We start from the raw sequence: 23,314 nt of genomic DNA on the forward strand, positions 1-23,314 counted from the left end.
GGATAGATAGAGGGGTTTCATAAAAGCATATCGCCTCCCGTGCTGTGTTGAATCTGGTGGATAGTGCCTAGACTACGTGGTGTATAGCTGTGGGACAACTGGAAAAGAACGAAGAGAGTCGAAGGGTAAGTCCGTGGAGATGCCTCAGTTATGTTTTGCTGACAAATTCATTGTACGCTTCCTTGACGTCCTCCCATCGGAGGTAACTTGCGCTGCGCTCGGCTGCCAAGAGTTTAGCTTGATTCGTGACCGCATCCAAGTCGGCCCCCGACCAGCCTTCAGTACGTTCGGCTAACTCTGCAACATGGGCCTCCGTCAACTTGTGTGGTACCTCCAGCACAGTCAGCTTAAGGATCTTTGTCCGTGCTTCGACGTCAGGGAGTCCAATCTCGAACTCACTGTCGACACGACCGGGCCGGAGAACTGCTTCATCCATCTTATCCCGCTGGTTCGTCGTCAGCAACAGGATGAAATCCTGATCCTCCTTCGTGAGCGCAGACAGGAACATATTCGTGACCTTGTTATCTTCCGCGTGTGCATTTTCTCCCTGCGTTCGGTTGCCCAGTAGCTGTTCAGCCTCGTCGATGAAGATGACTCCACCGAGATGCTGTGCTTCCTCAAACAGGCGCTTGATGAGCTGCGGACTCTTGTTGATGTGTTCGTGGGTGAGGTCGGCCTGCGTCAGTTCGACAAAGGGACGGTCAAGAGCGTTCGCCAGCGCTCGGGCGAACAGTGTCTTACCCGTCCCTGGAGGGCCATGGAACAGCAGGCCACGCGACGGCTGCACGTCGAACCGAGCGTAGCTCTCGCTGTCCGACCGCAGCGGATTGATAACCTGACTGGTCAGCTCCTCCTTAACATCGTTGTAGCCGCCGATGTCTGCGAATCGAATATCCGGCGGTTCCTCCCACGGATAGGCGAATTCTTCCATTTTAGGCTCTTCCTCGACCTTCTTGCCGTTCTCGTCAAGCACCACTTCGGGCCTTACAGTCTCTTCTTCTGAGTTATCTGCTGCCTCCTGCGAGTGCTCGTCAGCAGGCTGTGGACCCGCGTTCTTTTGATCACTCGGTTCTGCATTGCCGTCATGTGCGTCGGCTTCCTGTTCGTCCGTTTGTTCTGAGGGTTCTGGGTCGCTTCGGGCGGGTCTGATACTGTGGTTGTGGCTCTGGGAAGATGTCTCCGAATTGCTGTCTGACTCAGCCGGGCTGTTGGTCGATGCTTCTTCCTCAGTCTCACTGGTCGCGTCAGAATCGCCCACATTCGACTGAGACGGGTTGGAGTTAGACACGACATCGTTGTAGACCGTCCCGTACGGAAGCTCACTCGTGCGACTTGCGCGGGCTGTAGGGCTACTGACGCCACTCTGCACCAGAACCGACCGGATCGGGTTTCCATAGATATGCGTAGCGGTAGTCGCGACCGTCATCGCGATGCCCGCGATGGCGTAAGTCTGAGCGCTGCCGTCGCCAGTAATCCATTCAGTGGGCGCATAGCCGAGACTCATCCCATGGAGAGTGATGATTCCGGCTCCGACAGCGCCAGCAACGATGCCCGTGTGAACAGGCTCCCAGAGATCCAAATGTAGGTGGCTCCCGGCGCTGAGTGCCACAGGCGCTAAGAGCAGCGCCGGAGAATTCGTCATACTGGCGAGCGCTACTAGGGACACAATCTGGACGGCGGTTCTCTTGATGGGTGGTTGTTCGACTCTGTCTGCGTAGATGAACCATGTGAGGGTCATCCAGATGTAGACGATGGCAAATAGCAGTAGGCTGAGACTCATTGTTGATTTCCTCCTTGAGTCAAGTGAACGGGAAAGAAGCCCAGCGCTCGGGCCGCAGCCGTGGGCACGCGCCGCCGGGGTTCGAGGTGGGCTTTCATCCGTTCTTATTATTTGCTTCTGCGCTTTCAGTTATAAAGTTCCGCCTCTGAGAGTATAGCACGGCGTTATGACCCGATATTTGGAGAAGGAAACAGAAATCGTAGCTATGAATCACTGACCACGAGTGTAACCGTCCGCAGGGCGTCGTCTTGACTAACGCCATACACGTCGACGAGGATATCTGCGAGCTGGGCTCGAGATGGGTGCTCGCCATCGTGTTTGTCCAGATAGTAGCCGATCGCTGGTCGGACACATCCACGAAGATATTCAGCTACATCGTCATCGTCCAGGCCCTCGGGGACGTAGAAATCCACGTCATCCCGGTACTGAGAGCGGATTACTGGGGAAACGTCGTCCTCAACGATTTCCCCCTGTTCACTGAGACGATTTCGTAGCTCTCGCGGGTCAATAGCAATCCGTGTCCCCTTCCCCACAGTGTAGTTCGCAAGCGCGTCGACGTCGTTCGGATTACGGCCTGTCTCAGCGACAGCGTGGACAAGGATTTTCGAGACGGGTGGGACCCATCCTTCCGAGGTCAGCACACCGACCCGCGTATAAACTCGATCTTGGTCGGATACGCTCTCGTCTTGGCGGAATGTATAGACCCCGACCATCTTCTCAGGCGGTTCAACAGACGCAGGGACGCCGCGTACGTCAAAGAACTGCGGACGGCACCTATCTACGGTTTCACCTTCTCCCATACAACTCACTACTCTGTGGACTATATAAATCATATGGGGTTAGGGTTTTACCCACTTCAGAAACAGAAAAAAATCTTGTGAGCTATTCTTCCTATTCTTCAGACTTTCCGCTGTCTGCTTCTTCTTCGTCAAGTTCGTCAAAGATTTCGTCCATTTCTCCTTGGCTTGTGCCAGATGGCGAGTCTATCTCGACATCTTCGTTCGCAATCGTTTTGATGTTGTGACGGATGATGCCTGTTCGTGGCTCAGACTCGCCACTGTGGTTTTCGTCAACTTCTTCCACAGAACTGAGTACGTTTTCCGTTTCGCTGTTTTCTTCTAATTCTGTAGCGATTTCGGCAGCTTTGCTGGTAACCTCAGATTCGTATTCGAAGCGATCTGTGTGGAAGTCCTCGTTGACCTTTCCGATTTTTTCACCGACACGGCCTGCTGCACCAGCGTTTATTTTCATTTCGTCCGCATTATCGACTTCGCCCACTGAACTGGCGGTACGGTCGAAGTCAATAATGTGTAATCCGCCATTTTCGTCGACATGGACATTATCTTTATTGGTGTCGGGGTTCCCGCCAAGGAGTTGGATGGCCATCGTTTCTTCGAAGTCCTCACGGTCAACCTGTTCCAAGGCTTCTTCCGGGGCTTCGTCAATTCCCCATGTTTCTGTATCAGCACCACCTGCTTCTTGCTGGATAACTTCATTTGTCTCTTCGTTATACGCGACGTTCGGGACCTCTTGTCCCATTGCGTTGGTCCATGCGTGGCCTACGAGGGACTGGTGTTTGAGTTCCTCTGCTCTATCAGGGTTTATGCTCTCTTCTTCTGCTAACGACTCGTCAAGGTCGTCGTAGTCAGTGATGAAGAGCCGTTCTCCATCATCAAGTGTTTCGATCCGCATTGATTCTGCCGTGAATCCAGCTCCCTCACTTAGAGTCTCAGATTCGGACTCGGCGTAGTGCTCACGCCAGTTACGAGCGCGTTCCTCCCACTCTGAAGCGTCCACTTCGTCAGAGTGTTCCCCGGCAGTGGACCCCCCACTACCGGGATTTTGAGGGTGGTCTTCATCACCAGATTCTTGTTGCTCCTCTTCGCCTCTATTCTCCTTGATTTCTTTCCGGTCAGTGCCGATACTGACGGTAGGGTTACCTTCGTGTTCGTCGGTTTTTTCTACGGCGCTATCTTCGTCTATCTGGATTCCATGACTCCCATTCTGGAACTCAATGGCTTTGCCGTTGCGGACCTCAAAGGATTCACCCTCTTCGACTTCGCTTAAAGCACCCTCGCCGTATTCAGCGACTTCGTTGTCTCTCGTCTTGTCTGCGAGGTGGATTCTGGCATCACTGTCAATCTCGCTGGACTCTAGTTGAGCGTCCTCAAGGATGTCAGTTCCTCCGACGCCTTTAGCGTCTACGCGCTCATCGTCAAGAGATTCTACACCCTCAATATTGTCTGTGGGAATGCTTTTTTCATTGGCTTCGACTGTGCCGCCGTAGTCTACCGACTTATTGTCGCCTTTTTCGGCTGCTGGAGTTTTATTTTCTGACGAGCTGTTTTCGTCATCTGAAATTTGGGCTACCTCGCTGGCCGGGGAGCCTTCTGTTTCCGAGGCTGAGTTACCGCGGCTTTCGGTTTCATGTGGGCGATCACTACTAACAGATTCATTCCCACTTGGGGCGGTTTCTTCGCTCTTTCCACCACTGGCAGAAGATGAGGAACTACTTCCCTCACTCTCGTTTTTACTTGTTGGGTGTGAACTGTTGTTGCTGGACGTTTCAGGCGTGCTTTCAGAGTTCGATTTAGACTGTGACGTTGGCTCGCTATTCCGATTGAGTACGGTAAGAGACGAATTCTCGTCGGGGCGGAGCTCTGTGTATTTGCCTTCCTCCCCGCCGTGAGAAGCAGCGTCAATGCCATCGTGAGAACCATTCCAGTCTTCACCGTATGATCCGTATTTGAACCCCTCAAGATTAGTCACAACATCCCCGGGTTGGGGGTCTTGCCGACCGAGGTCGTTTCCGTTCTGATCCCTCATTGCAGGCGGCTCTTCAGGGTCGTCCAATTCGGGTGGTCCTGCTTCTTCCCCCATTCGGGTAACGGCGATGGGTTCGCCTTCGGGTTCACCTTCTGCGTTCGTCCTTCGGAATTTGTATGCGTTGGCGTGCTTGTTTGAGTCGGTCGCTGAATTTTCGACCATGAATGTGTCGTCTGAAGAGACGCGGTCGTGGTCATCACCATTTCCAGCGATCATCTCTTCAGCACTCAATTTCTCTCCAGTTTCGTTACCGCTAGAGCTACTCCCTGTATCAGTTGATTTTGAGATGGCGTGACCGCTTGACGAGCTGGTGGCTGAATTACTACCATTGGATGAGTCGCTACCAATGTCCCCGTTAGTGCTGATGCTGTGGTTAGTAGACTCTGAGTCATCAGAACTGCCAGCACCCGTAGAGGTAGCAGTTTCGTTGGACGTTGTATCGCTGTCGTCGTTAGCCGAGTTGGAAGACCCGCCTTCGTCTTGATCTCTGAGGTCAACTTCTAACGCGGCATAATCATGTGCTCCCTCGTATTCGGGATGGGTGTTAGTCGACATCCCGTATTTGTTCTTGACCGTTCCAGTCAGATCGACTCGCTCGCCTATATGCTCATCAATCACTTCTTCCGTTTCTTCGTTCGGGGCGTCGATTGGCATCCGCTCCCCAGTAGGCGATTCACCGTAGTATTGGGCTGCGTAGTCTTCAGGATCGCTATCGGCTTTACGGACCAGCATATCCTTGAACTGGGCTTCTTCTCCGACCATCTCATCGTTCCCGATGACTTGGTCGACTCGGGCTTCGTTTTCATCAAGAAGGCGGGAATGCTCGTCAACTTGGAACGTTCCGTATTCTCCGCTCTCTTCAGGGAGACTCTGTGCCTCACTACCGTCGCGCTTCCCCATGTTCACATCCCCCATCCGGAATGAATCGTCTGTGGGAAGTCTTACATCGGAGTCTTCACTCACTTCTACTGCACCAATTCGCTCGTTCTCTTCTGCTGTCTCTATGTAGCCCTGTTGCGCGACATCGTCGGGCGTACGACCACCGCCGGGGACGTAGTTTAGTTCCTCACCCGCTAAGTCAAACCGCTCACCTGACTCAGCTAATGTATCCTCATGCTTCTTCGCCGTAGAGGGGCTGATTGCCGTGCTTGGCCGGTTCGTACTCTCTTCATGTTCGTGCGTTCCGACGTCAGGGTTCTGAGGGGGCTCTTCTCCGCCGCGCTGTCCACCACCGAAAATGCCGTCGCCACCAGCCATCAAATAGGGCGAGTGAGCACCGACAGTACCGCGAACCATCTCTTGGCCGAACCCTTGTCTTGCTGCTTTGACCGCTGGTCCATATTTTTCCTTGGCGTTTTCTCCTGTCTTTTTCAGCCTTGACCCTGTGTGACTCATCGACTCGTCGATACGGTCGGCACGAGCTTCATGGGCCTCGGCTTGACTTTCGAGGTGAGCCTTTTCATCACGGAACTGCTTGCGTTTAGCCCCAACAGAGCCCGTGACCATTTCATCATTCTCGTTCTTGTATCTGAAGGTGCCGTCCTCGCTGAGCTCGGCCTTTGGGGAGGTGGGCGTATCATAGTCTGTTGCTTTCACTGAGTCACTCAACGCACCGGATTCTTCAGCTTGCGCTAAATCGATTGTGCCATTCTCACCCGCTTCCATATCGACACCCTCCTCAAAGTGTTGGTGCTGCTGTTCGACGGTTTCTGCTTGGCTCCGCTTGCGGTCTGCGTGGTGACGTTCCAAGTTTGTCGGGTTGAGCCGGTCTTTCGCGCTGTCTTTGTAGTCGGAGACAGTATCCTTGATCTTCGCTGCATTCCGCTCTTTGAAGTCACCGTACCGCTTCTTCGCAGCACTGATGTATCCTTGCGTTTCACTTTCGCTTCCAGACGGTCCTCCAGCACCAGTCACTTCGTCGGACGGGCCACCGGCACCGCCGGTGCCGCCGGGAACGTCTCCACTGAGACCACCTTGTGAGCTCGGTCCTGCTTGTGATGCAGAGGCACTTGCCGATTTCGTGTCTGCTGTGGATTCACTGGAGGGACCTCCACTCGCAGAAACGGTTTCCCCTTCCTGATCTTGAACAGCTTGTGCCACCGAATTTTGCCCTGGACTCGATGCACCAACATCGGATGCTACTCCTGGTGCGCTTCCGCTACCACCTCCACCGCTACTGCCGCCTCCACCGCCAGCCATTGAAGACATTTGCTGACCAACTTCGGAACCACCCGATGCTCCAGATGCTGCGCTCCCTTCACTTCCTAAAGCGCCTGCCGCACCGCCAATTGCAGCACCGAAAGCCATCGTCATACCAGTCATAGCCTGTCCAGCACCGATCGGCTCGCCAGCCCATGAGACAATCTTCCAGACTGCTGCGATCATAATGATTGGGAAGCATGTGACAAGGACTAACTGAGACCAGAAAGCAGAGATACCTTCGGCGATTCCATCAGCGCCTTGCATCATTGAGCCGCCTGCGATAACTACCATGGTCTGGAAGATGATCGCGATGATAGGGCCAGAGAGGAGTGTATAGATGCCCATTCGCGCCCACTTGTTAGCAAACTCGTTGACGCTTTCGAGGAGGCCCCAATCGGGGTACCAGAATACTGCGAGAATAGGGGACGAAATGTAGACGATGTAGATAAGAAAATCACGGAGCTCCAGGAGGACAGTAACAATGGCGACGGCGATGAGAGAGTACCACCCGAGGAACCAAATAATGCCCGCGAGGGCGAATCCGGACAAAATATTCGAGAGGCTTCCAATCCCACTACTAAACGGGTTCATGATATTGATGATGTCTGTCCCCGTTGGCATCAGCGCAGTCACCATTGTGTTAGATAGGTCGACGCCGAATCCAATAAGAGGCCGAGAGACAGCAATAATAAAAATTACGCCGACGATCCGAAGGCCTTGACGCCAGAGGCTTGTCTTTTTTTCATCAGCAAAGGGCATCGATAACAGCCCTAAGATAATCATCACGGGGAAGATCGCGAGAGCGACCTCAAATGAGTTCATCCATGCTTCGTTCGCCTTCGCAACCCCGTACGGGTTTTCGATGTGGAGGAAGACTTCAATCCCGAAGTTGAATAAGCCGTTTAGGCCCTCCCCAGCTGCGCGTATTGCGTTCGAGACACCATCCAAGAGTCTGTCAACAATCCCGCCACCGACGAGTAGTAACACCGACATAGGGTGAATTCCGTTGCTATTCAGACCGAGAAGTGTCAATTGTGGTATCATGCTCTCTTATTAGGGTGGATTTGCACTGGCAGAGTGGTCACACTTTTTTGTGACTCGTTAGAACTTTGTTCCAACTTGTGCATTATCAGTCTACCGGTGGGGCGGCTATCAGCCGACGTGGCGGTAGTTTACCCGCGAGTCCTAAACAATGAGCACAAAAATGGTTGCTTCCACTTTCAGGAGCACACGACAGTGGCGGTCTAGGCAGTCACTTGAGGTGGCTGCTGTGTTGGTGTCCGTTTAATGATTTGGACCGGTTTTGCCGGCGGGTTACTGTTCGTCATCTTCGGACGATCCGTTACTACCAATCGGCACCCGCTTGAGCAGTTGATGTATCAGACTTGGGTCAGTTTCCTCTGCCTCTTCGTGCTCTTTGGTGGGCTCGGAGATATTATTCTGCTCTTTGACCACGTCATCAAGAGAGATGTCATCGGGGGCGGTTCCCCGGATATCCTCGCCCTCCCCACTGAGTGAGTTGTTTTGTGGGTGTTCCTGCAGATTGGGTTGTTCTTCTGGAGCAACAGCGTTTTGTTCAGTCTCAGATCCATTGACTTCAACAGATTCAGCTTGGCCACTACCAGAAACACGGAAGGGGTCACGGGTTGATGTCTTACCTGAATCCTCGGAGTCCTCCGGTTTGGGGTCGTGCCTGACGGTCTGATTCGCTTCCGTAAGGTCATCGGGATTCTCGATTTGAGTGAGCGGCTTGTCCTTTGACGGTTTGGCGGGATCTGTCGAAGGTGCCATTGGTTCGCTGATGTCCTGGGTCTGAGGAACCGCATCTTTCAGATGGCTACTATTACCGACGTCTGTTTCGTTTTCTAGCAAGCCTTGCTGTTTGAGATATCCCTCTGGATCGAGGTCTTCCTCAAGCATATGTCGTTCATACGGTCCTGCATAGATTTCCAAGCGGCGGCGACCGTGCTCAGACGTCGACAGGAGACATTCTGAGAAGTTCGAATTTTGACCACGCGCTGCCTGCCGGAGGAACCGCGCTTCTTCCTCGCTGAAATCGAAGTAGTTGATTACCTCTGGGGATACATTCTCTTGGTAGAACAACTGTTTGATGTCGCAGTTGTCGTAGATCTCTTTCTTCTGGTCGTGGCCGAGGAACTCGTCTGGCGTCTGTGAAATAAGCGTCAGTCCGGCATCGAAGTGGCGTGCGTGACGGATGAAGAGGTTGAGTAGGTTTCGCGCACCGGGCCGCCCTAAGAGGTAGTGGACCTCTTCAAACGTTACGTCAGTCCGTTTTGGACTTCTTCGTGTCTCCTGATACGCCCAGTCTAGCATCGTGTGCATGATAAGCGGCATTTCGCCAGTGTCAGCGAAGGACTCCATATTGAAGCAGACAATCCGGTCATCGAGCTCAATATTTGTCTGCCCATTTAGATTATTATTTACTGACCCCGCTTTGAACGACTCGAATTTCGGGACCAGCTCTTGGGCAATTTTGACGTGCTGGTCCGAGGGGTCCATCATAATTTCTCGAACGCGTGGGGGACAGAGATCAAGAGTCCCGGCCCCGTCCGCCATCGCTTCATTGATGGGTGAGGAATCAGATTCCAGACCGCCCTGCGCAATGATACGGACGCCTTCGATTACGTCGTCGATGATGGGGGACTTGTTATCAAACGTCTCTGGATCGGAGGTGATCCCCATCTTCGAATATGCATAGTGTATACATTGCGTGATTACACCCTCCTCACCTGCTCTCATTCCACCCCGACTGGATTGGGCGAAATAGGTCTTCAGTATCTCTATGGCACTGCGAACTTTCGTCGTGTAGAGATCTTCGGGAGACTCACCGCCACTCGGCGGCTGGATGTCGAGCGGGTTGATTCGGTCGTCTCCGCCGAATTTGATAACAGTCCCACCTACCTTTTCGGTAAAATCGACGAAGTCGTCTCCAAGCGGGTCAAAGACGATGATACGGAGGTCAGGGTCATTTAGTAAGCGACGGTATAGCGCGAGTTTCACTGAGTAGGTCTTGCCACCACCAACCTTTCCGGTGACCACTTTCGAGTGACCACTGAGGCTAAATCGGTCGACAATAACTGGACGCTTGCTGTCGTCGAATCCCATCAGAACTCCGTCTGGCTGATTGACCGGTGGTTCGACGAAATTAAAAAATGTCGCGAGCGCCTCCAGCTGGACTGTATTGTAGTTCCTAATCGGGTCGGTTCCGACCGGAAGCATCGACTGCTGGCTTTCGATCTGTCGCCCTTCGATAGGCGTGAGGTCCATTCCCTGTTCGCTTACTGTCCGCTGGATGTTTCGGCTCGCTTCTTCCATCTCCTCAAGCGTCCGTCCATGGACTTCCATATAGAAACCGACGTTGAACAACTTGGTTGTTCCCTCAATGACGCTTCGGAGTAGGCGTTCCAATTCTTTGCGTTCGTGCTCTTCCTCATAAACGTCAGTCCGGCCACGTCGCTTCTTCCACTGAATTGCGCTCTTCATCTGCGTAAGGCGCTGTTGGAGCTTGCCTTTCACAGATGCCGTTTCGCGGGGCTTGATCTGCATTGAGAGACGGATGTCATGTTCCGAGAGGGTAATCGGGACGAGCCAGCCAGGAGTCACCAGACGAGGCATTGAGGTCGCGGTGAGCACCTGGTAGAAGTCTCCGTCGCGGGTATGCCATTTCGTATCGCGCTCCATATTACTCGGTGCGACGATAGAGCGATCAACCCGACTACGTTCTGTGCCGCTCTCAAATGCGGAGTACAGTTCGACATCGTCGTCGACATTTCGCAGGTAGTACGCGGCTTCCTCGATATCGTCACGGGTTGTATCTCGACCGATTGCATCGAGATAGTCTATTGCATCCTGTAGTTCCGTGCCGCTCAAGGAATCGATGTCTATCCTGCCTCCACGCTCCCTGCTGCTATCGTCTTTGATGCCGATGAACTCTTGGAATTTGTCTCGGATTTCGTCTGGATTCATTGTAGTATCTTGATTTCGCTGGTCACATGCGGACCAAGGCAATTATCGGGCTCTTCAGGTGACTGTTGCTTATGCCTCTAATCTTCTTGTTCGTACATTAGTCTGTGGGTGAATGAGTGCAAGATTACAGTACAGACTGCGTGTCTATATCTTCCATGTCGCTCTCGGATGGTGCTTTGGTAAGGAGCCCGTGGTTGAAATTCTCCGGAGGACGCCGACCCTTGTAGTAGTAGTAGAGGATTTTGAGTGTGTCTTCCCGTTCGTTGATGATATCGGTGCTCACGCCTGTTCGTGGAAGGGCGCTGGTTACGCTTTGGGCTCTCGACCAGAGTTCGTCGTATCGCTTCTCTTGGTCGACATCGTCGCTAGTCGGGTTGATGCGGTCCAGAAAATTATCACTGGCATCCTGTTCGTTCTGCTTGTGTTTCTGAGCGGTTACCATAATGAAGTGACGGCGGTCGCGGATATCGCCCATTTCGACGACGTTCTCTAACCACTGTGCGTGTTGGATTCGACCGTATTCGAGTAGTTTGCTTTCAGTGTCGATTTTGTGGTTGTTGGATTCTTTAAGACTCTCAGTATAATCGTCTGCATCGTACGGTATCGGAAGTGTGAATATCTGAATCGGGCTTTTGATACCCATCAAGAATTGTGAGAACGACTGGTAAACCGCTTGCCGTGATTGCTTGTCGAGAATGAGCCACGGTCGGGCTTCAATCTCGATGATAAGGGAGTATGCCTCGTCTGTCTCGATGACGCCATCGTCGTGTATTGCCTCGAAGTCAAGGTTCTCGATAGTGTTTTCGTTTCCAACCATAGATTCGTTTGTTTGAGTCTCAGCCGGGTCTTCGTCTGTGATACTGTTCATTTCACCAGTCTGGATTTCAACCGGGTCGTCGTCAAATTGGACGGGCTTCCAGTAAAACGAGTCGGGGCCGAGCTTGAATTTTATCATCCCGATCAGCCACGCAGCTGGGTTCTGGCCAGAGGGGGTGCGGATGTAGACTGAGATGCCAATCACCGCTCCCAAGATGACGATTGGGCCGAAGATTATCGCTGGGAAGTTCAGTACGGTCAAAATAAGACCAGGGGCCATCGGGACTGCAAAAGCTTGGATGAGCCGTTGGACTGAGAAGCCAAAGAGCTTTGTCTTGAGGAGTTTCTCTGCTACCGGTACCGGCTCCATATATATATTCCATCTCCCCAGTCTAATTAATACCTTCGGGTAGGGTTTCCAGAGAGACAGAGTGAGAGAACAGACTTCCAGCAGATTCTGTTAACAATATAATAGAGTGGCGGAAGGTGAGCGATCTATGCAAGATTGAAACAGCGTTACACTGTTTCAGGCTGATAGGGTGTGTTTGATTCGATTCCCTGCTGAACGCATTCATCTGAGGAAGGATAATAGAGAATTATCAGAAGATGAGAGCTATTCTTCCCCTGGATTGTGTGAGCCAGCAGTGGCCCCTACAGATATATCGTAGACTCGGAGGTTAGCAGCTGCACTATTATCATTAGATTCGGCTACGAATTCCACGGTAACGTCAGTCCCGGCTTGTTCGTAAATGACCGAACCTGTTTTTGAGACAGTTTGTCCACCGAATGAGCGGGCGATCTCCTTCCGTGTGACAACCTGTTCACCGTCTATGTATACATTAGCATATACTGTGACTGCATGATCCGAAACCGAATCGCTAGAAATTGTTTCAATGTCGTAATTAATGTATCCAGTGTCCAAGGAATTTCCGAGTGTAATATCAACTTCCCTCGATATTGTGAGGGACTGACCACTGCCAGTAAGTGCTAACTCGTTGCCGTGTGACCTCACAGCTAGAGAGGTTGAATCACTTTCTGCCTTCCAGTTATCTAATTTTCCGTCATTGAAGCCATTATTGTAGTAGACTGGAGGTTCTGCTTCAAGATTTGGGTTTCCTAGTGAGGCTCGACTGTTGTCTCCAGTAAATAGCCAAGCACTCATGTTGAGTATCGAACTAAATAGTAGCACGGAGACCCCTACGATTATAGCAGCCATCATCAGCGATTGTGAGAACTCGGTTCCCCGGAGGCCTTTCGAATAGACGAATACAACTGCTCCAATCGCCAGTGAGGCGAACATGAGATAATACACTGTTTGAGTCGTGAGCGACAATACTTGGGACAGTGCGCCCAAGACTCGGTCATATCCACCTTGTGAATCAATCTCTTCGGGTCCACTGTTATCAACATTAAGCGGATCGCTTCCTGGAGTAGGAGCAAGGGCCGTGACAGATACATTACTCACAGCAACGGTATCGCTGCTAGTCATTCGAAGAGTGACATCTTTACTTTTCGGTTCTATCTGTATCACACTTTCTCCTGACACACCACTTTCGGCTACTGCTGAACCGATCACACGGCCATTATCTACGACCTCGTAAGTGGCTCCGGAGTTTCCGGGCTTAGAATTGATCTCAACATAGATATTTTCTGCCTCCTCATATCTGTTAGGTAATGTTATTTCTTTTTCAAACCCCTTAGAATACAACTTATTTTCACCACTGGGGCTGTACTGAATCTTTGTGGTCGACTGATATCCATCAATATTATGAGCGAACTCAACGGATTGTACATACGTGATTTCGCTTATTCTAGCGTAGATCGTTTGATCTTTAGTATGATCGTAATCAATGTAAATACCCTGAATTTCAGTATTGTCTGAGCTGGCTGTGTAGGTGAATGTCTCGTCGTAGCTGGTACTCTCAGTGAGTTTCTTATCACCGTCGGAGGTACGGAGTACCATCTTCCCATTGGCACCATACTGATTGCTGATCCTTGCATCTAGGGTGACTTCGACAGTCTTCCCTTTATCAATTGTAACAGACTGTGATGGCGCAACTACAAAATCTAAAGAATCGTATCCATCCCGAACACACAGTTGGCCTCCACAATTTTCTACTTTGCCATACTGTTTATCTGTTATTTGCGAATTAGCTGGAGGGTTGTCTCTGACTGTTGAATCTGGAGGGGTACCAGTACTATGGCCAATAAAGTCAGCTTCGTACCAAGTTTGCGAAGATAATTCCTGCGCCAAGGCAGGTGATGTGAAAGAGAGAGAACTAATCAGCATTATTATTACGACGAACTGGCCAACTTTTCGAATTGTCTTTGATGCTGTAATCATAAATGAAGCGTATTTTGTGATACTGCTTTTTGCGATTAGACGTTCCCGATGAACGCGGCTGCTTGTAGTAGCACGTCCATTGCTAGAGCCAGCCCAAATAGGATGAATCCACCAACCATGGCAGTGTACCCTCGTTGGGACCAGGAAGAATTGTTACTTCCGAATGCCCAGAGTGTTAGCCCGTGCAGCAGGATGATCGGGCCAAGCAAGTAAGCTATGTTCCTGAGTAATTCGTGGAGCCTCCCTAGAACAGCGATAATCTCAAGATCAGCCACTGAGGTTTGCATCATTACTCCTGTTGTGGCTGCTGCGGAGCCACTAAACACAGTCAACAGAGCAGTAACTCCGATACTTAGCTTAATTATAGTGCTAGTCCTGTTTGTGATTTTCTTGTTCATATTTATTTTCTTACTTGTTAGGTTTCCTGCTGTGGGTCAACCTATAATGTGATTTATTTTACTGGCTTGGTAGCTTCAGTAGTGCCATCTGAAAAAACGATACTCTGGCTGTCAAATAAAGGTTTCTGATTCTATTAGGACTTCTACTATTCGCACCCACAGTTGCTGTTTGATCTATTTCGGGGTCTTAGTATGGGCACGGGACGAGAACTGAGTGAGGACCATCGGTTGTTACCATTCTAATTCTGTGTGGGACGGTAGACCCCTAAGCTTTAGTCGGTCATACCGAGATAGAGTTACTATGGTCGAGTGTAAGTACTGCAATCAAGATATCGACGCCGATGGACACGATGTTCCTGAGTACTTGGATCATCTCGGAGAGTGTCACCCACATGATGTTGGAAGAATCGATGAACAACGTCTCCGGATTCAATGGGAGGGGGATCTTGACGAAGCAAGGAGCGTGAGCTATCGGTGGTCTGCTCTCACGATCAGTGTGGCCGCTGCGAGTGCGTTTTTTGTATTCGGTCTTGCAGTCGTCGTGTTGTTCGGTTGAGGAGTCGTTTGATTATGAAACACCGTTACTCTGTTTCACGACTGCGCATGGGTCACGATAAGATGTCGATGAAGATGTATGCTGCTGCGGCAAAGATACGTTCACAGACGGACATCACCATCAAGGCGATACCCGCATAGATGATTCGGACGGCTTTCGTGTGAAATATGCTTCGCCGCTTACTGATGCCCCAGAACCCAGTCCCGAACGAGAATGCAGCCATTCCGATAACGGCTGCTACCTGTGAGAGAATTCCCGCAATCGCGACGGCATCAAAAAGCGGGCCGCTGAAAGTATCGAGGAACTGTTGGGGATACATCGCAGTGTCGTGGTTAATACTGTTCACCTTACCAATCATAGTGAATGTGATCGCACGATAGACTTTCCCCGTAAGAAGTACAGATGCTAGCCCAGCAGCACCGCCAAAGAGCATCCCTCTGTACCGACGATGCTTCGCTGGATTCGTTTTCGTCATTCCGTATCCTATTGCCCCGATGATGATCCCCATCCAGCCTAGAATTTCGGCTGTGATGATGGCGATCTCGTAGAGCTTCCAGGATGTCTTGATGAGTTCTTCGTAGGGCATATCTAGGAAGTGGTGGGGAGGGCCGACGTCAGCTAAGAGTTTTGTGGGCTTAGTTAGTGGCTGTTTCGACTGAGCTTTTGCTTTGGCCTTGGTCCTCCTCAATTAGTTCTTGAACGCGATCAAGAGCATCGATAGCGGCATCTCGGTACTTACCCAGATCGGTGCCGTATACTTCTGCGGCCTTTTTCGCCGCTTCGTTATCTTCGTTTCCGAATCGCTCAAGACGGTTCATTGTCTTCGCAGCAGTGTCTGCCACCCAGTGGTCGTAGAGCGCTTCGGGAATCGGGGTGATGTTGGTCACTCGGATTTTTGTGTTTACGCCACTGTCGCCTTCGAACTTTCCTGTTTTTCCAGTGATGGCAACCATGTCAGGCGTTTCGATCCGACGCATTTTGGCGATGGCGTCAGGCTGGTATTGGCCGGCGTCGATGTGGAATCGTCCTGTCGGGTCGTTGACTTCGCCGTGGATGTATTGGTCGTTCTCAGGGCTGTCGACAATCTCTGCTAGCGTCCCGACAATGAAGACGCGGTTAGCCCATTCTCCAGTGGGGAGGAGGAGGTATCTGGGTGCTCGGTCACCGTCTCCCTTTCGTTCCTCGTGGGTCGCATCTTTGTACTCCCACGCAAAGGTTCTGCGTGCCGGATTCCGTGTCTGATAGTTTGTTTGACTCATTGTTGGATTCGTGTTTGGTTGGTGGTTATCAGGGAAGTTCCATCAGGTGTTCACGGATGGTAGCTAGATCACTGACACTCGGCGGCTCGATGAGTTCAGTTGACTCAACGCTGAAGTTCCGCCCATGGTTCATCCCGTGAACGTGGAGGTACTCTCCATGGAGTTGTGCTTCAATGTACTGGTCCACGACATTTCGGTCGTTGTGTTCGCGGACAAGCTCTTCTGCGTCTTCGAGTGTGAGGTTTGCTTCCTGAGCGGTTTGGTCTGCATCCAGGATAATCACCCATGTGGCTTCTCCGTCGTCGAGAATGGCTTTTGTTCGGAGATCGATTTCAGCCTCAATATCGCCACAGTCCGGGCAGTGGTCTCGCTGTTTGACGACACGCCCACAGTCGTTATTTGGGCACCGATCGACGAGTCCCATCGGATCTTGGAAGTCGATAATGGTGCCACTCACGGTCTCGGTGTATGTGTCGGGATCTATATCGAGAGCATCGTCGCCTTCCAGCTTGGTGACCTCGCTCACTTCACGGAAGTTGAGCTCCATTTGCTCTGCTTCTTCGTAGAGATTGGTGACGACCGGATTAACTCGGTAGCTTTCACCGATTTCAAGACTGATGTCGATTGGGTTTTGCCCGTCAGAGGTCTCCCAGATAGTGAATCGTATGGAGCCAGTGTCGTCTGCGAGACGCCCGGTTTGGATCATCCCTTCTGGGTTTGGGTCATTGAGATCTATAACTGTCCCCTCGAAAGCGATCCAGCGGCCTTCTTCCTCGATATCTCCAGCGACTAACTGTTCATTACTGCCCGATGCTTGCCTGCCAGTCCCACTACCACGAACGAACTTGTAGGGGTCTTCACCCGCATCTCGGATGATTTCTTTTGCGATGACTCGGACGCCATCTTCGGGCTCCATCCGTTTTTGGACGAATTTATCTAGTCGGTCTGCAATCTCGGCCTCATCAACGTTGATTGTGGTGCCGGTTTCCGTTTCGGCAGTGTCGACGATTTCTAAGATGTCGTCGACGTGTTCTTGATGGTTTTTGTCTGTCATAGTACGGATTGGGTGCGTTCCGAAGGCCGGCAGAGCCTCATGCTCCTGCTGGTAGCAACTTCCGTGTCTATGGGCTCCCGTTTCTTCGGTTGCTGTATACTACTCACAGGAGGGTATAAAATGTGTGGGGGTACTGAATAGAGCGTGGGTGGATCTTATCAAACACGGCCACGGTAACTCTTTAGAATGTTAGTTAAGAAACCGCTTTCGAGGCAGTCCTGTGGTGTGCAATGACTGTGATGTCATAGGCCCAAGTACATTTTTGGTACAGGATGACAAACGAGGTGATATGAGCGAGCCTTTGAGGCGAGAGCGAGAACCACGGAATCCAGAGGACGTCTTATTCGGAATCGATTCCAGCGCGGAACCCACTGACGAAGCAAACAGAGCTGGGAAACCAAGCCCGTTTGAGCCCTCATTACAAGCGAGACAAGACGATACCGTACATGTTTACGCGCTTATTCACACGGCTTTACAAGAGGTCGTAGAACCTGCAAAGGATACATTTACTGGGACCACCGATCACAGCGAGAAGGGCTATCAAGTACAGAACAAGGAACCGGAAACTGTGACAGGTTATGCGATTCGATTCGTTCCTGAGTCGATGGCTAACCTCCCAATCTACGATGTTCTCGCATCAGTAATCTTGGAGAGTACTCCATTACTCCACCAAACATTGGAGAGTCTCCCGCTGTGGGCGAGGACAAAACTCCGGCGAGAAGGCCATCTGAGGTGTGCTGGCGAATACAACAGGGAAACGGACCAGTTCGAGACATTCTCACTCGAATGGAAGGACCACCCCACCAATCAAGCAGACACACTCGCTCAGATTCTGAAAGAGGTGGGCAGCGAGCACTTTGTGGCGGCGGTGTACTATTTCTTGTACACGAACGCATCAAAACCGAACGCAAGTCCTGAAGCCCTCGCTTCTCTCCGAGATATTCAATCCTCGAGCGTAATGAATAGCATCCGCGAAGTAGAGGACCGACTAGAAAACTCGTCACTGTGAGCACGGAATCGGAGCGGAATCAAGTTCAGTCTTCGTCATTGCTAAACGGATTCTCGTCGTGACTAAAGTATCGCTCTTCTTCATAAATATAGAGCAGCGGGATTGCGGTGATAGCGTAAACTGCAAAGATCCCGTAGAGAATAAGTTGTTTTTCGTTGAGTATCGAAAACAGCATTGCGAATGCGGCAGCAACGGAGTACAGGAGAAAATAGAATTGGGCCTTCTCTTCTTTCCATTCGGATCGGAGTATCCGGTATGTCTGAGGCAGACCGTATGTGAGCTGGCCGACTTTCTCGGCGCGGGTCAGTTTCTCTGCTGAGTCTTCCTTGGAATCATCTGGGGGGTCGGTTGAGTCGGCCTCAGAGTCGCCCCCAAAGGGTAGTATGTTCAACATTGGGAGTCGCCTTACTGTACACCTATCGCAGAGGGTCTAATCAAGTTTCCCTTCATCGTCCAACCGGTTCATCACAGCACGATGCTGCTCGTCAGCAGCAGTATCAACGTTACGGCGGTCACCGCCAGCAAAGTTGTCGTCCTCCCAAGGCTCGTCGGGGATGCTACCGGTGGGAGGAGATCCAGCGTGCGAGGTCTCACATTCGAGACAGACCCAGATGGCCACTCCGCCGGTGTGGAGGGACGGGTGACCACCGTCATATTCGTCGAAAACGTGTTTCGTCCTCGCATCACATGACGGGCAAAGGCGATTGCGGATTGTCTTTCCTGATGTGTTTCGCTTCCGATTGTAGAGTGCGGCAGGGACGACCCAGAGCTCCTTTTCAGACTCATCAAGCATAGACTCCAGTTGCTCTTTCTCAACAATCTCTTCACCACCCTCGCTGAAAATGTATGTCTTCGAATCTGAGAGGGGTGACTCGTCGACACCAAGTGCCTTCTCCACATTGAGCACGCCTCCCCAGTTCGTCTTCTTCTTGGCACACTCAAGTAGCCGCTGCCCGTCCTCGGAGTCGATCGGGACAGCGTCAGGCAGGGTTTCACTCCAACCGGAGGTGAATGTCTTCGATGGTTCGTTGAAGTCGTAGATCAGGTCGAAACTGTCCTTTGAATCACTATCGTCACGCAAGAAGAACGCAGAACTCCCCATCGCAGTTGCGTGGAAGATGTTCGATGCAGGGACGACTGCGATTGCGATATGAGAGAAAGACCACTCGAACTCGGAGTTCGTCCGTGCTTCGGAACCGGACTGTCGGTGGTCGCTACATCGGAAGCGGTTTGGCGGGATTGAACATCCACAGACTTCGCAGTTACTGGGACTGCTTTCACCAATACCCTGCTCGAAGTTTGTTGAGTGCTGGTGGTACTGGCGACCAGAGTGCCGGTGCGTTCCAGCTGAGCCAGGGTTCTCGACGTCCGGAAGGCGGGTGTCGGGGTTTTCTTCGTTGTTCATACGCCATCTTTGTCTCCCGTTCGCATTTAAACTTCGCCACTGCGTCAGTTCACTGTCGTTGTGACAGCCTTTTTGAGACGGAGTAGTGGTCGACGTCACTGTAATACAATTAGTACTCATAATAGAGAGAAACTTGGATTCTGGTTTTAGCTAATCGTCGTCCTTGAACAGAGTCCGATCTTGGGCACTGCCTCCATCCAAGGTGATCTGGTCGTCTTCAACGTCGGGCAGTAGGTTCGTCTGCTCGCCCGCGTTCTGGGATTGTGCTTCTGGGCGGTCGTCGCGCATTATGCCGGATGCTTTGGGCTGTTCAAGTCGAGTATCTGGGTCGCGATGACTGATTTCTACATCGAATTGTCCGAGTGTCGTTTCGACCGTCTCTTCCGCGGGTTCGAGAGATCCGTTATCCCCGAACTGCATCTGCTGTTCTGTCTGGATTTTATGCTCTTCAACACCATTTGTATCCTTGGTACCTTCAGAAGTCTCTCCTACGGAGATATCTTCCGAAGAATCGTTGAGGGCAGATTCGATATCCCGAGTTTTAGTGTCTGTACTGCTTGATTCGGCACTGGATGCATTCGTAGACATAGTCTCTTTTTATGGAATGAATTCTTTCACCATCTCTGGGAAGTATAAACAGAAAGAGAGACTAACTCCCTAACAGACAATTGATTCAGGTGTAGCTAGTTAAGAGCGAAAACGCCGGCCACTAGACCGACACTCGTTAGAATACCGAATAAGAGGAGCCCCCAATCCCAGAGATGCTTTGATTCTGCGCGAGCCCAGCCTAAGGCGACTGGTCTTCTTGAGAACGGCCAGTATGGAGTGACTGCGTAATCGTAGGCCTTTATCAGCATATCTCCGAGAAGGTGGGCTGTGAATCCGAGGGCGGACCCGAGTAGCGAGACCGCGAACAGGAGGGGATTGGTGGCTATGCTTTCAAAGAGACCCACCTCGAACGGTGATGACGGTTGCGTGATGGTTGCGATGGTTGTGAAGGACACGGCGAGAACGAAGCTGGCGATGGCCCCGAAGATGACTGTATGAGTGATTCCACGGTGCAAGATGAATGGGATTTGGTGGTCCTTATCTGGAATTCGGTCAGCGAGGAGCGCGGTCCCTACGACGATGACTGTCCAAGGCGGATTTAGTATCAGCCCAAGCAAGAGGGCGAACGGCACGCTTACCAGTAACACAAGTCCAATATGGCCTTTCCTATTCATAACGACCTTCTGAATACCGAATATACCGAGAATAGGGATTTAATAGTTCCTCTCCCAGGAGTCACACCTGAGAAAGCGTTACGCTGGTGTGTATGGTTCAACTCCTGATCAAATCGATGTTAATATCGATGATAGATCCGTAGTCTGTTTGGAGTCCGTTTATCAACCGTTTGAACTGGTTGGTCAGCCAACTGTCGAAGTCGTGGCCGGGTGGAATGTTTAGGTCTGTTCGAGAAGCCACCCATTCGCCGACTGTTCCTTCCCAGATGGATGTGAGAACGTCGTAGAGAGGAGAATGAAACCGGAGCCACCGCCGCCAACTGCGTCCCCGATGGACTTTTAACCTCGACTTGTGACTATCAATCTGTAAATCCCCTTTGAGTGATATACATATGGACTATGGACCAGGATGTGATCCCCGACTGTTTCAGGATGCGCGGACGTACTGCAATCAGCCTGTACTTGTTGCTCAGTTCATTCCCTCTGAAAGTGTCCGCCCGCCTATCTCACTGCATCTTCTCTTATTTGAAACGAAGGGGCGGGCATATGGACAGGTGATTAGTGAGCTTGAGCAACACCGATTCCCCGAAAATCCCGTTTCTGAGCCGGATTTTGCAGCGAGTATCTTTGATATCGAATATGAGTCACGCGACCACTACGATCCACTTGTAGCACTGGCCGGAACCATATCTGGTCTGCAGAGGACAGCAGAGAGGTTAGGGGGGTATACGCCAATTTTGAATGCCGTTGAAGTGCTAAATGAGAATTATGCGGAAGCAGGTAAGGATTTGGTGAACTATTTTGGAACGCCGCTCTCGAACTTGAAAGGCGAACTAGCGGACACAGATGTTCTTTCTGACGTTATTGCATCCGAGTCAGGACAAAAGCCGATTTAGTGGGAGTTGACCCTGCGAGCTGAATAAAGAAGCTATATTACTAACTACTGTTAGACTGGGAGCCACGATAGGGTGGCCGTGGGGTCTACAAGGAGTCCGACAACAAACCCGAGTAGCGCGCCGGGAACTGAGACCGTGAGTGCTGCGATTGGTCGGGGAAGGTCTGCCCAGATCAGCGCTGCAAGTCCTAAAACACCGCCAAGCGCAGCAAAGCATTGGACCGTTGTGATGGTGACCGGCCCGAAGTGGTATGCTGTACCAACTATACCGGCTCCGACTCCAAGTGCTGCTGGGAGGACAGCGTCTCCGATGCCGAGCATCGTCACGCCGTGGGCGGACCCGTGAAGTCCTTCTAAGCCGTCTTCTCGGATAATATCCCGAAATGAGTCGTATGAGAATTCTGGGGAGTGCGGGAGTAACAGGACAATAGGGAGGCCTGAAAGAAGCATCGTCTGATTCATCTTCTGCATCTTCCCTGTCTCGACTCCAACGACATCGTAGACCAACAGCCCAAGCAAGAAGAGCAACAGCAGGTGGACGGGCAATGTTGTCCCGATTGTGTACGCCGCATAGATGATAATGAAGAAGCTAACGCAGTTGAATGTGATCCAGGTCGGGATTCCCTTGGGGAACCCATGCCGGACGAATAGCGTCCCTCCAATGACTACAACCGGAGAGAGAACGATGACTGGCGAGAGGAACTCAGCGAACAAAACCGGGAAGACAACTCCGGCAGTGAGCATCGCGAGAAGGAGCTGACGTTGGCCTGATTGTGTATAGATATAATTCATGCGGCTCTCGACGTTACTCATGGCTAATTGTGGATTGAACCGGGCGCTATATCAAAGTGCCCCAATAACGGAGTTCGCCTGTTAGAACCAGCCAAGACTGTTGCTTGTGAAGAGGAAGCGGAGAAATCGGTATGAAAGATATGCAATTCCAGCAGTGAACACGTAGTTGGAGCCGATAGCTTTCGTTTTATCGAGGAAGAGAAGGAAGATGATGGCTGGGATGCCCAGAATCGCAATCGGATTCCACCAACGTCGTTTTGTTGCGTTCCAGATGTTCTTCGTGTCCTGACTGCTGGGGAATGCGTGAACGCCCGAGGAAATCCCGAGCCAGATGAGAACGATTATGCCGCCGACTTGGAGTTGTGATAAGCTACCGATGGGCCGAGAGGTCAACATCCCACCAGCGATAGTGAATGTGGTGTATGTGACGGCGCTGTTCAGAAAGAATGGAGCTGTCGAAATGGCGAATGTCGGAAAGTATCCGCGCGGTTCGTCGTGGATGACGTACCCAGAAGGATTGTTCAACTGGAAGTAGCAATGGTCTCTAACTCGAAGGCCGAAGTCTTCAACCATCTCCTTGTGGGCGAGTTCGTGAATGATCACACCGAACGCAGTTGCGATCAAGAGAAGTCTCTGAACTCGATTCCAGCTGGGGATATAGTGTTGTATCATCAGTGAGTTCACCCTGTACGCTGAATTTAGCGTCTTTTTCAGAGTGGACAGATAAAAACTTGCGTGTACACTCTCACATAACTCAGTCATGGACAG

General features: G+C 51.4%; 19 protein-coding genes. 3 read left to right on the plus strand and 16 right to left on the minus strand.

From position 1 onward, the window contains the following. Window positions 1-148 precede the first annotated feature (148 nt). The 7 genes from AV929_RS20510 to AV929_RS20535 all read right to left on the minus strand — a co-directional run bounded on the left by AV929_RS20510 (window position 149) and on the right by AV929_RS20535 (window position 14,353). Window positions 149-1,780, minus strand: a complete 1,632-nt coding sequence (locus AV929_RS20510; RefSeq protein ID WP_064289176.1) for a 26S protease regulatory subunit — start codon at window positions 1,778-1,780, stop codon at window positions 149-151. 203 nt (window positions 1,781-1,983) lie between these two features. Beyond that, window positions 1,984-2,580, minus strand: a complete 597-nt coding sequence (locus AV929_RS20515) for a hypothetical protein (RefSeq protein ID WP_155120783.1) — start codon at window positions 2,578-2,580, stop codon at window positions 1,984-1,986. Window positions 2,581-2,671: 91 nt separating this feature from the next. Continuing rightward, the gene (locus AV929_RS20520) at window positions 2,672-7,801 is read right to left on the minus strand and encodes a hypothetical protein (RefSeq protein ID WP_064289178.1); all 5,130 of its coding nucleotides are present in this window, start codon (window positions 7,799-7,801) and stop codon (window positions 2,672-2,674) included. Between the two features lie 321 nt (window positions 7,802-8,122). Next, window positions 8,123-10,795, minus strand: coding sequence for a VirB4 family type IV secretion system protein (locus tag AV929_RS20525; protein WP_064289179.1), 2,673 nt, complete (start codon window positions 10,793-10,795; stop codon window positions 8,123-8,125). 124 nt (window positions 10,796-10,919) lie between these two features. After that, complete coding sequence (locus AV929_RS20530) at window positions 10,920-11,981, minus strand: hypothetical protein (protein ID WP_064289180.1); 1,062 nt, start codon at window positions 11,979-11,981, stop codon at window positions 10,920-10,922. A gap of 243 nt (window positions 11,982-12,224) precedes the next feature. Further along, entirely contained in the window at window positions 12,225-13,955 is a 1,731-nt protein-coding gene (locus AV929_RS22070) for a hypothetical protein (RefSeq protein ID WP_155120784.1), read from the minus strand. Window positions 13,956-13,990: 35 nt separating this feature from the next. Then, the gene (locus AV929_RS20535) at window positions 13,991-14,353 is read right to left on the minus strand and encodes a hypothetical protein (protein WP_155120785.1); all 363 of its coding nucleotides are present in this window, start codon (window positions 14,351-14,353) and stop codon (window positions 13,991-13,993) included. 301 nt (window positions 14,354-14,654) lie between these two features. Between AV929_RS20535 and AV929_RS22075 the strand changes: the two genes are divergently transcribed. Next, window positions 14,655-14,909 (plus strand): hypothetical protein, encoded by a 255-nt coding sequence (locus AV929_RS22075; protein WP_155120786.1) that lies wholly within the window; start codon window positions 14,655-14,657, stop codon window positions 14,907-14,909. A 52-nt stretch (window positions 14,910-14,961) separates the two neighbouring features. On the opposite strand, the gene AV929_RS20540 is transcribed toward AV929_RS22075, so the two are convergent. The 3 genes from AV929_RS20540 to AV929_RS20550 are packed head-to-tail and all read right to left on the minus strand — an operon-like array spanning window position 14,962 to window position 17,222. Next, window positions 14,962-15,495, minus strand: a complete 534-nt coding sequence (locus tag AV929_RS20540) for a hypothetical protein (protein WP_064289182.1) — start codon at window positions 15,493-15,495, stop codon at window positions 14,962-14,964. Between the two features lie 49 nt (window positions 15,496-15,544). Then, a complete protein-coding gene (locus tag AV929_RS20545; RefSeq protein WP_064289183.1) occupies window positions 15,545-16,168 on the minus strand; it encodes a hypothetical protein in 624 nt (207 codons plus the stop codon). A gap of 28 nt (window positions 16,169-16,196) precedes the next feature. Then, window positions 16,197-17,222 (minus strand): hypothetical protein, encoded by a 1,026-nt coding sequence (locus AV929_RS20550; RefSeq protein WP_064289184.1) that lies wholly within the window; start codon window positions 17,220-17,222, stop codon window positions 16,197-16,199. Window positions 17,223-17,511: 289 nt separating this feature from the next. Between AV929_RS20550 and AV929_RS20555 the strand changes: the two genes are divergently transcribed. Next, window positions 17,512-18,231: a hypothetical protein gene (locus AV929_RS20555; protein ID WP_064289185.1), complete on the plus strand. Its 720-nt coding sequence runs from the start codon at window positions 17,512-17,514 to the stop codon at window positions 18,229-18,231. 25 nt (window positions 18,232-18,256) lie between these two features. On the opposite strand, the gene AV929_RS20560 is transcribed toward AV929_RS20555, so the two are convergent. The 4 genes from AV929_RS20560 to AV929_RS20575 all read right to left on the minus strand — a co-directional run bounded on the left by AV929_RS20560 (window position 18,257) and on the right by AV929_RS20575 (window position 20,859). Continuing rightward, window positions 18,257-18,625 carry a hypothetical protein gene (locus AV929_RS20560; RefSeq protein ID WP_064289186.1) on the minus strand — a complete coding sequence of 123 codons (369 nt, stop codon included), beginning with the start codon at window positions 18,623-18,625 and terminating at the stop codon, window positions 18,257-18,259. A gap of 36 nt (window positions 18,626-18,661) precedes the next feature. Beyond that, complete coding sequence (locus AV929_RS20565; RefSeq protein ID WP_064289187.1) at window positions 18,662-19,636, minus strand: hypothetical protein; 975 nt, start codon at window positions 19,634-19,636, stop codon at window positions 18,662-18,664. Window positions 19,637-19,786: 150 nt separating this feature from the next. Continuing rightward, window positions 19,787-20,224, minus strand: coding sequence for a hypothetical protein (locus AV929_RS22080; protein ID WP_155120787.1), 438 nt, complete (start codon window positions 20,222-20,224; stop codon window positions 19,787-19,789). A 95-nt stretch (window positions 20,225-20,319) separates the two neighbouring features. Then, entirely contained in the window at window positions 20,320-20,859 is a 540-nt protein-coding gene (locus AV929_RS20575) for a metal-dependent hydrolase (protein WP_064289189.1), read from the minus strand. Window positions 20,860-21,251: 392 nt separating this feature from the next. Here AV929_RS20575 and AV929_RS22085 point away from each other — a divergent pair, with 392 nt between their 5' ends. After that, entirely contained in the window at window positions 21,252-21,755 is a 504-nt protein-coding gene (locus AV929_RS22085; RefSeq protein ID WP_155120788.1) for a hypothetical protein, read from the plus strand. Window positions 21,756-21,805: 50 nt separating this feature from the next. On the opposite strand, the gene AV929_RS20580 is transcribed toward AV929_RS22085, so the two are convergent. Then, window positions 21,806-22,567, minus strand: a complete 762-nt coding sequence (locus AV929_RS20580; protein ID WP_064289190.1) for a presenilin family intramembrane aspartyl protease — start codon at window positions 22,565-22,567, stop codon at window positions 21,806-21,808. Window positions 22,568-22,627: 60 nt separating this feature from the next. After that, on the minus strand, window positions 22,628-23,218 hold the full coding sequence (locus tag AV929_RS20585; protein ID WP_155120789.1) for a hypothetical protein: 591 nt from the start codon (window positions 23,216-23,218) through the stop codon (window positions 22,628-22,630). Window positions 23,219-23,314 lie beyond the last annotated feature (96 nt).

Source organism: Haloarcula sp. K1, assembly GCF_001647155.1.
Lineage (GTDB): Archaea > Halobacteriota > Halobacteria > Halobacteriales > Haloarculaceae > Haloarcula > Haloarcula hispanica.

Excerpts from the sequence above, each read along its gene's own strand:
- AV929_RS20565 (WP_064289187.1), bottom strand. The coding sequence starts at position 19,636 with ATGAACAACGAAGAAAACCCCGACACCCGCCTTCCGGACGTCGAGAAC.
- AV929_RS22070 (WP_155120784.1), bottom strand. The coding sequence starts at position 13,955 with ATGATTACAGCATCAAAGACAATTCGAAAAGTTGGCCAGTTCGTCGTA.
- AV929_RS20550 (WP_064289184.1), bottom strand. The coding sequence starts at position 17,222 with ATGACAGACAAAAACCATCAAGAACACGTCGACGACATCTTAGAAATC.
- AV929_RS20545 (WP_064289183.1), bottom strand. The coding sequence starts at position 16,168 with ATGAGTCAAACAAACTATCAGACACGGAATCCGGCACGCAGAACCTTT.
- AV929_RS22080 (WP_155120787.1), bottom strand. The coding sequence starts at position 20,224 with ATGTCTACGAATGCATCCAGTGCCGAATCAAGCAGTACAGACACTAAA.
- AV929_RS20585 (WP_155120789.1), bottom strand. The coding sequence starts at position 23,218 with ATGATACAACACTATATCCCCAGCTGGAATCGAGTTCAGAGACTTCTC.
- AV929_RS20510 (WP_064289176.1), bottom strand. The coding sequence starts at position 1,780 with ATGAGTCTCAGCCTACTGCTATTTGCCATCGTCTACATCTGGATGACC.
- AV929_RS20535 (WP_155120785.1), bottom strand. The coding sequence starts at position 14,353 with ATGAACAAGAAAATCACAAACAGGACTAGCACTATAATTAAGCTAAGT.
- AV929_RS20575 (WP_064289189.1), bottom strand. The coding sequence starts at position 20,859 with ATGAATAGGAAAGGCCATATTGGACTTGTGTTACTGGTAAGCGTGCCG.
- AV929_RS20560 (WP_064289186.1), bottom strand. The coding sequence starts at position 18,625 with ATGTTGAACATACTACCCTTTGGGGGCGACTCTGAGGCCGACTCAACC.
- AV929_RS20580 (WP_064289190.1), bottom strand. The coding sequence starts at position 22,567 with ATGAGTAACGTCGAGAGCCGCATGAATTATATCTATACACAATCAGGC.
- AV929_RS20515 (WP_155120783.1), bottom strand. The coding sequence starts at position 2,580 with ATGGGAGAAGGTGAAACCGTAGATAGGTGCCGTCCGCAGTTCTTTGAC.
- AV929_RS20520 (WP_064289178.1), bottom strand. The coding sequence starts at position 7,801 with ATGTCGGTGTTACTACTCGTCGGTGGCGGGATTGTTGACAGACTCTTG.
- AV929_RS22085 (WP_155120788.1), top strand. The coding sequence starts at position 21,252 with ATGGACTATGGACCAGGATGTGATCCCCGACTGTTTCAGGATGCGCGG.
- AV929_RS20555 (WP_064289185.1), top strand. The coding sequence starts at position 17,512 with ATGAGCGAGCCTTTGAGGCGAGAGCGAGAACCACGGAATCCAGAGGAC.
- AV929_RS20525 (WP_064289179.1), bottom strand. The coding sequence starts at position 10,795 with ATGAATCCAGACGAAATCCGAGACAAATTCCAAGAGTTCATCGGCATC.
- AV929_RS22075 (WP_155120786.1), top strand. The coding sequence starts at position 14,655 with ATGGTCGAGTGTAAGTACTGCAATCAAGATATCGACGCCGATGGACAC.
- AV929_RS20530 (WP_064289180.1), bottom strand. The coding sequence starts at position 11,981 with ATGGAGCCGGTACCGGTAGCAGAGAAACTCCTCAAGACAAAGCTCTTT.
- AV929_RS20540 (WP_064289182.1), bottom strand. The coding sequence starts at position 15,495 with ATGCCCTACGAAGAACTCATCAAGACATCCTGGAAGCTCTACGAGATC.